The organism is Catellatospora paridis, assembly GCF_009720365.1.
Lineage (GTDB): Bacteria > Actinomycetota > Actinomycetes > Mycobacteriales > Micromonosporaceae > Catellatospora > Catellatospora paridis.
The window spans coordinates 30,400-44,366 of sequence record NZ_ML769319.1 but is presented as its reverse complement, the minus strand read 5'-3'; the positions used below and the strand labels follow the sequence as shown (position 1 = coordinate 44,366).

The 13,967-nt window shown below is 72.4% G+C and carries 9 protein-coding genes; 7 read left to right on the top strand and 2 right to left on the bottom strand.

Features of this window, described 5'->3' with window-relative positions:
• The first annotated feature begins 47 nt into the window (after positions 1 to 47).
• Entirely contained in the window at positions 48 to 1,931 is a 1,884-nt protein-coding gene (locus F9C41_RS21410) for a hypothetical protein (RefSeq protein WP_230689842.1), read from the top strand.
• Positions 1,932 to 1,982: 51 nt separating this feature from the next.
• On the opposite strand, the gene F9C41_RS21405 is transcribed toward F9C41_RS21410, so the two are convergent.
• On the bottom strand, positions 1,983 to 2,765 hold the full coding sequence (locus F9C41_RS21405; protein WP_196279880.1) for a maleylpyruvate isomerase family mycothiol-dependent enzyme: 783 nt from the start codon (positions 2,763 to 2,765) through the stop codon (positions 1,983 to 1,985).
• Positions 2,766 to 2,937: 172 nt separating this feature from the next.
• Here F9C41_RS21405 and F9C41_RS21400 point away from each other — a divergent pair, with 172 nt between their 5' ends.
• The 5 genes from F9C41_RS21400 to F9C41_RS21380 all read left to right on the top strand — a co-directional run bounded on the left by F9C41_RS21400 (position 2,938) and on the right by F9C41_RS21380 (position 9,555).
• Positions 2,938 to 3,459 carry a SigE family RNA polymerase sigma factor gene (locus F9C41_RS21400; protein WP_155388803.1) on the top strand — a complete coding sequence of 174 codons (522 nt, stop codon included), beginning with the start codon at positions 2,938 to 2,940 and terminating at the stop codon, positions 3,457 to 3,459.
• Position 3,460: 1 nt separating this feature from the next.
• On the top strand, positions 3,461 to 4,228 hold the full coding sequence (locus tag F9C41_RS21395; RefSeq protein ID WP_155388621.1) for a hypothetical protein: 768 nt from the start codon (positions 3,461 to 3,463) through the stop codon (positions 4,226 to 4,228).
• A gap of 295 nt (positions 4,229 to 4,523) precedes the next feature.
• Positions 4,524 to 7,397, top strand: coding sequence for a hypothetical protein (locus F9C41_RS21390; protein ID WP_155388620.1), 2,874 nt, complete (start codon positions 4,524 to 4,526; stop codon positions 7,395 to 7,397).
• 35 nt (positions 7,398 to 7,432) lie between these two features.
• Positions 7,433 to 8,044: a TetR/AcrR family transcriptional regulator gene (locus tag F9C41_RS21385; protein ID WP_155388619.1), complete on the top strand. Its 612-nt coding sequence runs from the start codon at positions 7,433 to 7,435 to the stop codon at positions 8,042 to 8,044.
• Positions 8,045 to 8,217: 173 nt separating this feature from the next.
• Entirely contained in the window at positions 8,218 to 9,555 is a 1,338-nt protein-coding gene (locus tag F9C41_RS21380; RefSeq protein ID WP_155388618.1) for an acetyl-CoA carboxylase biotin carboxylase subunit, read from the top strand.
• A gap of 57 nt (positions 9,556 to 9,612) precedes the next feature.
• Here the strand turns inward: F9C41_RS21380 and F9C41_RS21375 are convergent, their stop codons facing one another.
• On the bottom strand, positions 9,613 to 12,846 hold the full coding sequence (locus F9C41_RS21375; RefSeq protein WP_155388617.1) for a S8 family serine peptidase: 3,234 nt from the start codon (positions 12,844 to 12,846) through the stop codon (positions 9,613 to 9,615).
• A 190-nt stretch (positions 12,847 to 13,036) separates the two neighbouring features.
• Here F9C41_RS21375 and F9C41_RS21370 point away from each other — a divergent pair, with 190 nt between their 5' ends.
• Entirely contained in the window at positions 13,037 to 13,939 is a 903-nt protein-coding gene (locus F9C41_RS21370) for a hydroxymethylglutaryl-CoA lyase (protein WP_196279893.1), read from the top strand.
• Positions 13,940 to 13,967: the final 28 nt, after the last annotated feature.

Genomic DNA, 13,967 nt, shown 5'->3' with positions numbered 1-13,967 from the left:
CGTCCGGCGCACCGCGCGCCGGGCGGGAAACGGGGAGGACATCCACCGTGCGTGGATCCATCAGAAGACGCGGGCTCGTGTCCGCGCTCTCGATGACGCTCGGCGCGGCCGGGCTCATCGCGCTCACACCGGGTGCCGCGGCGGCCCACTACGGCACCGCGATCCAGGTCCAGTCGGGCTACACCGACGCGGCCGCGCCGAAGGACGCCTTCGACGCGCCGTCCGGTACGGACCTGCCGCTGGGCGCCTGGCGGGACGAGGACGGCGGCGAGCACACCTCACGGGTGTACGCGACGTTCGACCTTGCCGCGTACCGCACCAAACAGATCTCGACCGGCACCGTCACGCTGCGGGAGACCCGGGTCGCGGACTGCGCGAAGCGCGCCATCGAGCTGTGGCGCACCGACGTGGTCAAGAAGACGCCGTCCTGGCACAAGGCACCCCGCGAGCAGGCGCTGCTCGGGACGAAGAACGCGACCACGTTCTGCACCGGATACCTGCAGTTCGACGTCACCGAGGCGGTCAAGGATGCGCTGACCGCGAAGAAGCCGAAGATCACCTTCGAGGTACGGGTGCCGGCGGCCTACGAGAACGACCCGTCCTACGGGCGGTGGCTGCACTACTCGATCGGCGTCGGCTTCTCGGTCGACTACAACACTGTGCCGGTGTTGCAGGAGCAGCACATGTACACCGGCAGCGACGGGTGCGCCACCGCGGCGCCCTACCCGGCGCTGCGCGGCGGGGCCCGGCTGCAGGCCCTGGCCACCGACGTGGACGAGGCCGACGCGAGCTCGCTGGAACACGACTTCGCGCTGTGGCCGCTGACCGACCCGGCGGCCCGCACCGAGCTGTCCGCTCGGCAGCACTTCGCGGACAAGATCGCGACCGCGATCGTGCCCGAGGGCACGCTGCGCGACGGGCAGACCTACGGCTGGCAATTCCGCACCACCGATAGCGCCGTCACCACGAACTGGTCGCGGACCTGCTACTTCGTGTACGACGAGAGCCGCCCGCCGGCCCCGCAGGTGAACTCCGCGAACTACCCGCGCAGGGACGAGGGCCAGACGCCGCTCGGCGAGCCAGGCGTGTTCACCTTCTCCGGCGGGGGCGACCCGGACATCGTCGGCTTCCAGTTCGGCTGGGAGTACCTCGGCGTCTCGACCTGCAGCAACACCGGTGCCGTCGGCCAGTTCGTGTGTGCCGACGTGTACTCGCTGCCCGGCTACGTCCGGGCCGACGTGGCGGGCGGCACCGCGACCGTGCAGATCAACCCGGCGCGCATCGGGCCGGGGACGCTGAAGGTCCGGGCGCTCGACGCCGCCCGCAACACCTCGGACGAGGTGTCGTACGAGATCATGGCGCCGTGGGGTGGCCAGCCCCGGGTGACCGTGGTGGGCGACGGGCCGGAGTGGAACAAGCCGGTCACACTGAAGTTCACGCCCGGCGCGGACATCGCCGGCACGGTCCGCTACGAGTACCAGCTCGACAACGCGGACTGGCAGTCGGTCGCGGCGGTCGCGGACGGCACGGCGACGATCCAGTTCGTCGCGAGCAACGAGTGGGGCCACCGGCTCACCGTGCGCAGCCACAGCGCGAACGGCTGGGCGTCGACGACCACCAACTGGCAGGTCGACTTCGGCCCCTGGCCGGGGGTCTCCTCCGCGGTCTACCCGCTCGGCTACGAGCCGGTCGGCGGGGTCGGCGTGCCGGGCACGTTCACCTTCTCGCCACCGCCGGGCTGGACCGAGGTGAGCGGCTACCTGTACTCGTTCGGCGAGGAGCACGTGTTCATCGCGGCCGGGGCGGACGGGCGGGCCTTGATCACCTGGACCCCCGACGTGAGCGGACCGGCCTACCTGGACGTGTACGCGGTGCGCCCGGACGGCACGTGGAGCGACTACTCCAACTACCACTACTTCAACGTCGCCTGACGGCTGAACAGCGGTGGGGCGGTCACGTACGGGTGGCCGCCCCACCGCCGTTCACGGGGCGACGTTGAGGTGGTCGAGAACCCGCTCGGCCAGGCCGGTGTCGCCGGTGACCCACACCTGCTGCCGGTCCCGGGTGCTGCGGCCTGCGGCGAGCAGTGCGTACGCCTCCCAGCTCAGCGTGGCGTGCGCGGTGGACCGGTGGGTGTCGCTGGGCACCACCGAGGCGCGGCCGTGCTCGTCGACGTACACGGCGAAGTCCTGGGGCAGCTCGCCCAACGTGGTGAAACGCACCGCCGTGCCGGGCACGGCGCCGGCCTTCTTGACCACGATGCGCGGCAGCGCCTGCAGGACCAGGTCCCGGGCGACCTGCGCACCGGCCGAGCCCAGGTTGCCGGGGCGGTGCAGGGCACGGCGCACGTCCTGCTCGTGCACCCACAGGTCGAACGCCCGCGCCGACAGCTGCACCGCGAACGGGACCGCCGTGTTCGCCCACACCCACCAGCCGGGCGCATCAGCGGCCTGCAGCTCGTCGGTGAGTTGACGCTCGCGTACCGGCAGCAGCGTGTGCAGGGCGTCCAGCACCGAGGCACGCGGGGCGCCGCGCCACCGGTCGACTCCGGAGTCGATCAACTGCTGCGGCGGCCCTTCCGGAGCCGCGCCGCCGTCGGCCATCCACTGCTCCAGGCTCACCACGTGGGCGTACACGTCGCCCACGGTCCAGCCGGGACAGTCGGTCGGGGCGGCCCACTGCTCGTCGGTGAGCTGGTCACCGATCTTGACGAGGGCGTGCAGGCTGTGACGGCAGGCCGCGGCGGCGCGGTCGTGTGCGGACATGGCCGCAGCTTTGCGCGTATGCACCTGCGGCGCAAGGCTCCCGGCCGGGACGGTTCGCGACCGCCGCCGCCCGCCGTGGATCGAAGTGCAACCGACACAGGAGATCGCGCGTGTTGGTGCCATCCACCGGATCAGCCCGGTGGCTTCGGGGAGGAAGGACCGTGTGACCACGATGGCCACGCATCACGGGGAGGTCTGGGTCGCGGAGTCGGCGGCATCCGCCGCGTCACGCGACTTCGACGAGTTCTACGCGGCGGCGTTCACGCCGCTGAGCCTTCAGCTGTACGCCTACCTGGGTGACCTCGGCGAGGCGCAGGACCTGGTACAGGAGGCGTTCTGCCGGGCGTACGCCCGCTGGAGCCGGATCAGCAGATACGACGAGCCGGTGGCGTGGGTCCGCCGGGTCGCCTGGAATCTGGCCACGAGCACCTTCCGGCGGCGGCGTACCGCGCTTAACTTCCTGCGCCGCCAGCGCGAGGAGCACGCCGCGGGCCCCGATCCGGACCGGGTCGCCCTCACCCGCGCGCTCGCCCTGATCCCGGCGCAGCAGCGGCGGGCGGTGGTCCTGCACTACATGGCGCAGCTGCCGGTCGCCGAGATCGCCGCGCAGGAGGGCGTCGCGGAGGGCACCGTCAAATCCTGGCTCAGCCGCGGCCGCGCCGCGCTGGCCGCCCAGCTCAAGAAGGAGAACTGAGATGACCGACTTCGACGACGACCTGATCAACGACGCCTTCGCGGGCTTCACCGCGGCCGCCGCACCGTCGGTACGCGCCACCGGCACGGGCGCGGTGCGGCACACCGTCAAGCGCCGCCGGGCCCGTACCACCGCCGCGTTCAGCGTGTTGGGGGTGCTGCTGCTGGCCGCACCGGCGCTGGCATACGCCTCCATGGACCGCGGCAACCAGGGCCCGCCGGAAGTCCCCGCAACTCAGGGGGTCACGATCACGCCAAGCGGTTCGCCCGTTCCCTCCGTGACGCCGTCCGCCTCTGTGACGCCGTCTTCTGCGGGGACCCCGGGGAAACTCGTGCTCGGCCCGTACGGCTACGGCGACCTCCTCCTCGGGCAGCGTCATGCTGAAGCCCTGGCGACAGGACTGGTCGTCACACGCGAGAAGATCAACCATCAGGGCTGCGACACCAGTGCCTTCCTCAAGGGAACACCGGAAGCGCAGGACGATCGGGACATCGACGGCCAGCTGTTCTTCTCCGAGCGGCTCGGTCTGGCCGCGATCTACGCCTTCCCGGGTGTCGAGACCGCGGAAGGCGCCCGGCTGGGGATGAGCTACGAGGAACTGATCGCCATCTACCCCAGCTGGAAGTCGGTCGTGGAGCCGGGGCAACCATTCGGGCGCGGCTACGTGCAGGTCGCCGGCAATGCCGATGCCCGCTACCGGATCGAGCTGGACGGGTCCGGAGTGATCCAGATCAGCCTGCAGCTCCGGATGCAGGACTGTTACGAGTAAGCACGTGCTGTGGACCGTCGACGAGCGGCACCCCTCGGGGGGTCGCTCGTTCGTCGTGCCGCGCGCGCACGTCCGGGTACGGGTACGGTGTCCGGCGTGGACCACTCGTTTCAGGTCGAGCCACGGGGCACCGTCGACCTGTTGAGCCTGCGCCGCCTCGCCGCCGCGCGAGCCGTGCCGTCGTGTCCACAACTGGTCGCCGGTGAGCGCGACCCTTTGGCGCTGCCTACCGCGTCTCTACCTGAGCCGGACCCACGGAGCCGGTCGTGAGCACCGACGAGGAGAACCGCGCTCCATGACCACCCCCAACCCCGACCGGATCCGCGCGCTGATCGAGCAGTGCTGGGACGCGCCCCATGGCGCGGGTCAGGTGGCGCTGGCCGAGGAGGCGATCGCCCAGGCGGACGCGCTGGGCGACGAGCAGCTGCGGTTCCACGCCCGGATGGCGGCGACGGAGGCGTATCAGCGCGGCGGCCTGCCGGCCAAGGGGTTCGTGACGTTCACCTGGTGCCTGGCCCGCTTCGACTCGTATCCCGAACGCCATGGGGACCAGGAGTACCTGCTGCTCTGGCACTACAAGTACATGGTCAACGCACTGACCCGGTTCCCGGACGTGCCGCTGGCGCGGACCTATGCGGTGCTCGACGACATGCAGCGCCGCTATGCGGAGGGCGGGCACAGCCTGCAGGCCGTGCACAAGCACCGCTGGCTGGTGGCCGCCCACCTCGGCGACGGTGCCGCGGCCGACCTGCACTACGCGCACTGGCAGGCCGCCCCGCGCGACGGCAACTCGGACTGCGTCGGCTGCGACCCGACCGACCAGGTGCGGCACCTGACCGACCGTGGCCGCGACGCGGAGGCCATCGAGCTCGTCGGCCCGGTGCTCGCCGGGCAGCTGACCTGCGTCGAGCAGCCGCAGGAGATCCTCACCGCGCTGCTGCTGCCGTACCTGCGCACGGGGCGGTTCGACGAGGCGCGCAAGGCGCACCACCAGGCCTACCGCACGGTCCGGGCCGATCGGGGCCAGCTCGGCACGATCGCCGACCACGTGTACTTCCTCGCGGTGAGCGGCAACTCCGGCAGGGGGCTGGAACTGGTCGAGCGGCACCTGCCGTGGCTGGCCGAGGCGTCCTCGCCGCTGGTCGAGATGGAGTTCGCCGCCGCGTCGTCGCTGGTGCTGGGGCTGCTGGCCGCCGCCGGACACGGGGCGCAGCCGGTGCGCGGCGCCGAGCACAACGTCGCGGAGCTGGCCGAGCAGCTCGCGGCGCGCGCCGTCGCGCTGGCGAAGCGCTTCGACGTCCGCAACGGCACCGCCGCGCAGAGCGAGCGGGTGGCCGCGACGCTGGCGGCCGAGCCGCTGGTGGAGCGGCTGCCGCTGAGCCTGACCGCCAGGGTCGGCGCGGCGATGGGGCGTACGCCAACGGTGTCGCCGCCGGCTGCCGCCCCGGTCGTGGCCGACCTGCCGGACGTGCCCGCGGACGCCGGCCTCGACCTGCTCCTCGATCTGATCGAGGAGGCGCTGCGGCGCGACGACGAGCCCCGCTCGGAGGCGCTGTGGCAGCTCATCGAGCCGTTCACCGGCATGGGCGGGCTGACCTCGCTGCAGCTGGGCCGGCTGGCCGACCTGCGCGGCATGCGGCTGCACGGGGAGACGGCCGAGCAGACCGAGCAGGCCTGGACCGAGGCGCTGGAGCGCTACACGCAGGCCGGGGACGAGGTGCGCGGCCAGCGCATCCGGGGCCGGCTGGGGCTGCATCGCAGCCGGCACGGCCAGCCGGAGGAGGGCCTGGCGCAGGTCCGCGCCTCCTCGGATTACCTGCTGGCCCACGGCGAGCCGAAGGATCAGGCCGGGGCGCTGCGCCGGCTCGCGGTCGCGCTGCTGCACGCCCAGCAGCCGGGCGACGCGCTGCGGGAGTTGGACCGCGTCGCCGCGGTCGGCGAGCCCGATCCGGGGGCGCGGGTGCGGCTGCAGGTGATGCTGCTGCGGGCGCAGGCGCTGGGTGCGGACGGCCGGGTGCAGGAGTCCGCCGACGCGGCGCGGGAGCTGATCGCGCGAGCCGTGGCCGAGGGCCAGGACGAGATGATCGGGCTGGGTGAGTTCTTCCTCGGCCAGGGTCTGAGCATGCTCGACGACAACGCGGGCGCGGCGGCCGCCTTCGACCGGGCGCTGGCGCGCGTGCTGCCCGAGCCGCTGGAGCGCGAGGTGCGGGAGCGGCGCGCGGTGCTGCTGGCCGGCACGCCGCGGGCGCGGGAGGCGGTCGACGACCTGGCCGCCATGGTCGCCCGGCTCGGCGGCGAGCCGGAGGCCGGGCAGGAGCACGACGACGACGCCGAGCACGCCCGGTTCCACCTGGCCGTGGCCCTGTTCAACACGGGTCGGGTGGAGGAGGCCGCCGAGGTCGCCGAGGAGGCCGTGTACGGAGCGGACCGGTCCGGCAACCAGAATCTCGCCGACCAGGTGCGTCACCTGCTGGCCGCCGTCTACCAGCGGTTGGGGGAGACCGACCAGTCGCTGTCGTACCTCGATGAGCTCGCGGCGAACCTGGACGGGTTCGACAACGCCGCGGGGCGGGCCCGGGTCCTGGAGCAGGCCGGTGAGCTGCTGTTCGACCTCGACCGCGATGCGCTGGCGGCGACCCGGCTGGGTTCGGCCGCCGCGGCGTACCGGGTGGCGCGACTGCCGCTGGACGAGATGCGCGCCCGCCGCCGCCAGGCCGTGGCCGCGATGTACGCCGACGACCCGGAGCGGGCCCGGCAGGCCGTGGAGCTGGCCGACGCCGCCGCCGCCGAGCTGCCGCCGGGGCTGGCCAAGGAGCCCGAGGCGCAGTATGAGCTGGCCTGGCTCGCCCTGGACGGGGCGCGGGCCATGGTCGGCGTCGGTGATCCGGAGGCGGCGCTGATCCGGGTGCGCGGGGCGGCGGAGCGCTTCCGCGGGCTGGAGGCGTTCGGGGAGGCGTTCCTCGCGGACCTGACCATGGGCGAGGTCCTGCTGACCCTGGGCCGGGCCGAGGCGGCGGAGTCGATCCTGCGCGAGGTGCTCAACGGCCTGCCCCGGGATTCGGCGACGCTGCCGCGGGCGGCGTACGCGCTCGCGCACACGCTGATGCAGTGTGACCAGGAGGAGGAAGCCCGCCGCCTGGCCCGGGAATATGGGTTCGAACTGGACTAAACGGACGTTAAGCTGCGGCTTGACCGGCGAGTAGCATGTCTCGGGTGACGGCAGTGGAGCAGCAGGTAGACACCCCCCCGACCAAGCCGGCGCGCAGGTCGCGACGGGAAGAGATCCTCGAGATCGCCGTCGGTCTGTTCGCCGCGCGCGGCTATCACGGCGTGTCCATGGACGACATCGGCACCGCCGCCGGCGTCACCGGGCCCGCCCTCTACCACCACTTCGCCGGCAAGGAGGCGATGCTCGTCGCCGCGCTGATGCCGGTGAGCGAGGGTCTGCTGGCGGGCGGCCGCGGCCGGGTGTCCGAGCACCCCGCCGACCCGCGGGCCGCGGTCGAGGCCCTGGTCGACTTCCACGTCGAGTTCGCCCTGGCCAACCCGGCCGTGATCGCACTGCACCTGCACGAGCTGGACCGCCTGCCGGAGGAGCCGCGCCGCGAGATCCGCCGGCTGCAGCGCCAGTACGTCGAGGAGTGGGTGACCGTGCTGACGGCCGTGCGCGCCGACGTCACCGGCGGCGAGGCCAGGGTGCTGGCCCACGCGGCCTTCGGCCTGATGAACTCCACCCCCTTCCTCGGTGGCGAGGTCGAACGCCAGCGCCGCGCCACCCTCCTGCGCGCCGCCGCCCTCGCCGCCCTCCTGGGCTGACGCCCCCGTTCACCGCTCGCAGTTTCGGGGAAACTGCGGGTTCGGCGTGCGCGGAAGCCGCCGTTTCCCCGAAAACTGCTGGTCCCGGCCGCACCGCGGCCCCGCACGGCGGGCGGAACTGAACGTGCGTTTAGGCTCGGTGTGGTTGTCTGAAGCGCAGGAGGGGACGCCGCATGATCGAGTCATTGCTGGTCGCGAACCGGGGAGAGATCGCCCGGCGCATCATCCGCACCGCCAGAGAGCTGGGGATCCGCACCATCGCGGTGTACTCCGAGGCCGATGCCGAGCTGCCGTTCGTGCGCGAGGCGGACGAGGCGGTGTGCGTCGGCCCGGCCAACCCGGCCGAGTCGTACCGCAACACCGAGGCGATCCTGGCCGCCGCGAAGCAGACCGGCGCGCAGGCGATCCATCCCGGCTACGGCTTCCTCTCCGAGAACGCCGACTTCGCGCGTACCGTCACCGCGAGCGGCCTGATCTGGGTCGGCCCCGGCGCCGACGCCATCACCGCGATGGGCGACAAGATCAACGCTCGCAACCTGATGGCCGCCGCCGGCGTTCCGGTGGCCCCCGGCACCGCCGACCCGGCCGCCACCGTCGACGACGCGCTGGCCGCCGCCGAGGAGATCGGCTACCCGGTCATGGTCAAGGCCGCGGCCGGCGGCGGCGGCATGGGCATGGCCGTCGCCACCGACGCCGCGAAGCTGACCGAGCAGTACGAGACCGTGCGCGGCTTCGCCGAGCGCATGTTCGGCGACGGCTCCGTGCTGATCGAGCGCTACTTCCCCCGGGTGCGCCACGTCGAGGTGCAGATCCTCGGCCTCGCCGACGGCACCGTGCTGGCCCTGGGCGAGCGCGAGTGCTCGGTGCAGCGGCGCAACCAGAAGCTGGTCGAGGAGTCGCCGTCCCCGGCGCTCACCCCCGGGCAGCGGGAGAAGCTGCTGGCTGCCGCGGTCCGCGCGGGCGAGGCGGTCGGCTACCGCAACGCCGGCACCGTCGAGTGCCTGTTCGACCCGGCCACCGGTGACTTCTACTTCCTGGAGATGAACACCCGGCTGCAGGTCGAGCACCCGGTGACCGAGGCCGTGTTCGGCATCGACCTGGTCGAGGCGCAGCTGCGCGTGGCGGCCGGGCTGCCGGTGCAGTTCGACCCGGCCGCGCTGGTCTCCCGGGGCCACGCCATCGAGCTGCGGATCAACGCCGAGGACCCGAAGCGCTTCCTGCCCGGCCCCGGCGCGATCAAGACCTGGGTCGAGCCGGCCGGCGAGGGTGTGCGGGTGGACTCCGGCTACGCCGAGGGCAACGTCGTCACCCCGAGCTACGACTCGCTGATGGCCAAGGTCATCGTGTACGGCGCCGACCGCGCCGAGGCGATCGCCCGGGCCAAGGCGGCCGTCGCCGCGTTCGAGCTGATCGGGCCGAAGAACAACCTGCCCTTCTTCGCCGAGCTGCTGGACAACGCCGAGTTCGTCTCGGGCGACTACGACACCGCCCTGGTCTCGCGGATGCGCTGACCGGGCAGGGAAAGGGCCCGGCGACCACGGTCGCCGGGCCCTTTCGCGTTGCGGTGATCAGCGGATCTCGTACGCCCGGATGACGGTCTGGTCGAAGGTGTTGCCCTTCGAATCCGCACCCGACGCCTGCAGCGACACGAAGCCGCCCGCCTTCGGGTGCACCACCATGACCAGCCACTGCCCGGCCAGGTGCAGCACCGGAACCTTGACCCAGGTCTTGCCGTCGTCGTACGACGCCTTCACCGACAGCTTGACCACGCGGCCGGAGCCCTCGGTCTGGGTGAAGGTCGCCGGGTAGACGCCCAGGCCGCCGGCCTTGCCCACGTTCTGGATGTCCAGGCTCGGCGCGAAGCTGACCGCGGTCAGCGGCAGCGACGCCGCCTCGGCCACGTGGCCCGAACGGAACGTCCAGCTCACCGACATCTTCGTGCTGAGCCGGGAGTCGCGCTCCAGGCTGCCGTCGAAGCGGAACGAGGCGCCGGCCGGGTCCACGTCCTCGGTGTAGACGTACGGTCCGTCCGTGGCCTCGGCGACCAGCTCACCGTTGCGGTAGAGGGCACCCCTGCCGCTGGTGATCTGACCGAAGCCCGCCCGGCCCTGGCCGTCGCCGAGCAGCGCCGGGCCGACGTACATGACGTCACCCATGCGCTGCGCCGGCTTCTCGCCCGGGAAGAACGGGGCCACGCTGGGTCCGAACGCGCCCTTGTTCCACTCCTCCTGGTAGGTCTTGCCGGCCCGGTAGTCCGCACCGGCGCTGTTGTCGGAGACCGTCTCGGGCCAGTCCTCGCCCTCGGCCGGCTTCTCCGCCATGAGCTCGACCTGCCACGGCACGTTGCTCGCGTAGTAGTCGGTGCGGGTGAACGGCAGCGGGACCGGCCAGCCGGTGGCCCAGCCGCCTCCGCCGTCCGGCGGCGCGAGGAAGCTGAGCCGCACGCCGTTGGTTCCCTTGTCGAGCACCGCGTGGGTCGCCTTCACCGTGGCGAGGTCGCTCCAGCGCAGGTGCTTGACCAGCCCGGGCAGCATGCCGTCGGCCTTGTGCCAGCCGAGGTTGTAGACGTGCGGCGCGAGCGCCGGGTTGCCCTCCTCGTCCGTCTCGGCCAGCGTTCCGGTGAGCGCCGAGCTGAGCCCGGCCACCTTCTTCGGGCCGAGCTGCTTGGCGTAGATGTTGGCGAACGCGTCGCCCAGCGCGCTGATGCTGATGCCGGCATTCTCGAACTCCATGCTGACGTCGTACGCGGCAAGCACCACGTCGGCCTTGGGATCGGGCACGGTGACGTCGAAGGCGCTCGCGCCGCGCGCGTCCATCGACAGCGACTCCGCACCGTCGACCTTGAACACCGGGTAGACCACCTGCGTGGTCGAGTACACGCCGTCGTTGTCCTCGTCGATCCAGCTGAACGCGAAGTACTCGCCCGGCGGCAGGCGCAGGTCGCCGCTCGCCCCGGACACGATGTGGTCCCGGAACCGGACGGGGTCGAACAGCACGGTGAACGCGTTCTCCGCCGGGTCGCCGTCGCGCTCGGTGGCGGTGATGTGCACCGCGTGCCTGAGCTCCTCCCGGACCACGCCGAACGGCGTCTGCACGGAGACCCCGGCCGCGGTGGCGGTGAGCTGACCGCCGATGCCGCCGGTGAGGTCCCCGCCCTGGCGGGTGTCGGCGGTGATGGTCACCGATGCGTCGCCGCCCGCCGGCACCGTGACGGTGGCGGCGCTGAGCGAGAACACGCCGGCCGGAGCCCCGGTCAGCGCGAGCTGCAGGGTCACCGCCGCGCTGCCCCCGTTGTGGTAGGTGACCGTGCTGGTGCGCACCTCGTCGTCCTCGTGCGGCCACTCCTGCAGGCCGAACGTGACCGACGCGGGATTGGTGGTCACCTGCTGGGTGATCGCCCGCGCGACGTCGACCCGGCCCGCGCCCTGCGCGAACACGCCGACCCCGGCGGACGGCTTCGCGGAGGCCATCAGCGCGGACTTGCGCTGCGCCGCGGTCCACTGGGGGTGCACCTGGGTCAGCAGCGCGGCCGCACCCGCGACGTGCGGGGTGGCCATGGACGTGCCGTCCAGCGGCATGTACAGCTGGCCGGGCTCACCGAGGAAGCCGTCCTTGCTGCGCGCGGCCACGATCTCCTGGCCCGGCGCGGCGATCTCCGGCTTGACCGCCCAGCCGTCGGCACTGGGGCCCCGGCTGGAGAACTCGGCGAGCTCGTCGGTCTTGGTGAACGCCCCGACGGCCAGCGCCGCCTCGGCGGTCGCCGGGGAGCCGACGGTCTCGTCCGCGCCGGAGTTGCCCGCCGCGATGACGAACAGCGTGCCGTACTGCGCGGTCAGGTCGTTGACGGCCTGCTCGAGCGGGTCGATCTCGGGGGTGTTGTCGCCGCCGAGGCTCATGTTCGCCACGTCGGCGCCGGACTCGGCAGCCCACTGCATGCCGGCCAGGATCCAGGACTCGGCGCAGCCGTACTCGACGCAGACCTTGCCGTCGAGCAGCGACGCACCGGGTGCGACACCCTTGTACTTGCCGCCGGAGCCGGCCCCGCTGCCCGCGATGGTCGAGGCGACGTGCGTGCCGTGGCCGACCCGGTCGAGGTCGTCCTCCTCACCCTCGGTGAAGTTCTGCCGAGCGCTGATCTTGCCGGCCAGGTCGGGGTGGGTGATGTCGACGCCCGTGTCGAGCACGGCGACGGTGACGCCGGTGCCGTCGTACCCGGCGGACCAGGCCGCGGGCGCGCCGATCAGTGGGACGCTCTGGTCGAGCGCCGGCTTGCGTACCGCGTCGAGCCAGATCTTGCCGGTGCTCGCCTTGCGGGTCGCCAGCCACTGCGTGGCCAGGGACTCCTCCGGCACCTCGGCCGCGAAGCCCTTGACGGCCGGGAGCCTGCGCTCGGCGGTCAGGCCGGGCGAGGAGCCGGCGCCGGAGACGATGAGCGGCAGCGTCGCCTTGCGCGCGGCCTTGACCGCGAGCAGCTCGGTGACGTCGAACAGCCGCTTGTCGAGGCGGTTCGCCGCGAGCAGCGGCACCGCGTCGGAGGGAATGACGTACTGGTGGTCCTTGACCCGGTAGCTGCGGTACGTCACGCCGTCCCGCGGGGTCAGGCTGATCCGGTTGTCGCCGTGCACCGACACCCGGTCGCCGGTGATCAGTGCCACGGTCTGCGTCTTCGTGTTACCGAGCGCGGGTCGGGCGGCCTGTGGTGAGGCGGCCTGTTCCGCGCCCGCGGTGCCGGGCGCGGCCATCAGCAGCGTGGCGGCGATCCCCCCGGCCAGCAATGCCCTCGTTCCTCTGCTGGATCGCATGTTCCTCCCCGTCCGTTCGATCAGTCCGCCTTGGACTGTCGTTCGTAGAGACGCCCCGAACGGCCGACGCGTTGTGCAGCGACATGAATGAATACCTCAAATCCTTGTGAAGGATCGGCGAACAGTGAGGTCAGGGGAGGGGTGGGCAGGTGAGGTTAACGAGGGTTAAGGTGGCGGCATGGGTGCTGTGCTGCCGGACCGGGTGTCGATTCGTGAGGTGGGTCCGCGTGACGGGCTGCAGAACGAGGACCCCGTGCCCACCGCCGACAAGGTCAGGCTGATCGACGCGCTGAGCGCCACCGGCGTCGGGCGCGTCGAAGCCGTCTCGTACGTGCACCCCAAGGCCATTCCGCAGATGGCCGACGCCGACGAGGTGTGGAGCGCCGTCGCCCGGAACCCGCAGGTGCGCTACAGCGCCCTCGTGCCCAACCTGCGCGGCGCCCAGCGGGCCCTGGCCGGCGGGTTCACCGAGGTCGAGGTGGTGGTGTCGGCCTCCGACACGCACAACCGGCGCAACATCAACCGCGCCACCGAGGAGTCGCTGGACGAGATCGCCCAGCTCATTCCGGCACTGCACGATGGCGGGTCCACCGCCGAGGTGATCATCGCGACGAGCTTCGGCTGCCCATACGAGGGGGACGTGGACCCCAAGCGGGTGGCCGCGATCGTGGACCGGGTGGTGGCCGACGGCGCGGACCGGGTGGCGTTCGGCGACACCACCGGCATGGGCACCCCGCGCCGGGTACGCGAGCTGCTGTCGATCGTGCGCGAGCGGCACCCCGACGTGCCGATGCTGCTGCACTTCCACAACACCCGCGGCACCGGCCTGGCCAACATCCTCACCGCGCTGGAGTTCGGCATCACCGAGTACGACGCCAGCGTCGGCGGCCTGGGCGGGTGCCCCTACGCGCCGGGCGCGTCGGGCAACGTCGCCACCGAGGAGGTCGTGCACATGCTGCACGACATGGGCATCGACACCGGGATCGACCTGGAGAAGCTGATCGACGCGGCCCGGCTGGCCGAGCAGATCGTGGGCCGCGAGCTGCCCTCCGGCGTGCTGCGGGCCGGCCCGCGCAGCCGCACCGTGAGCTGACCTGGCGGACACCGGGGCCACCACGGCC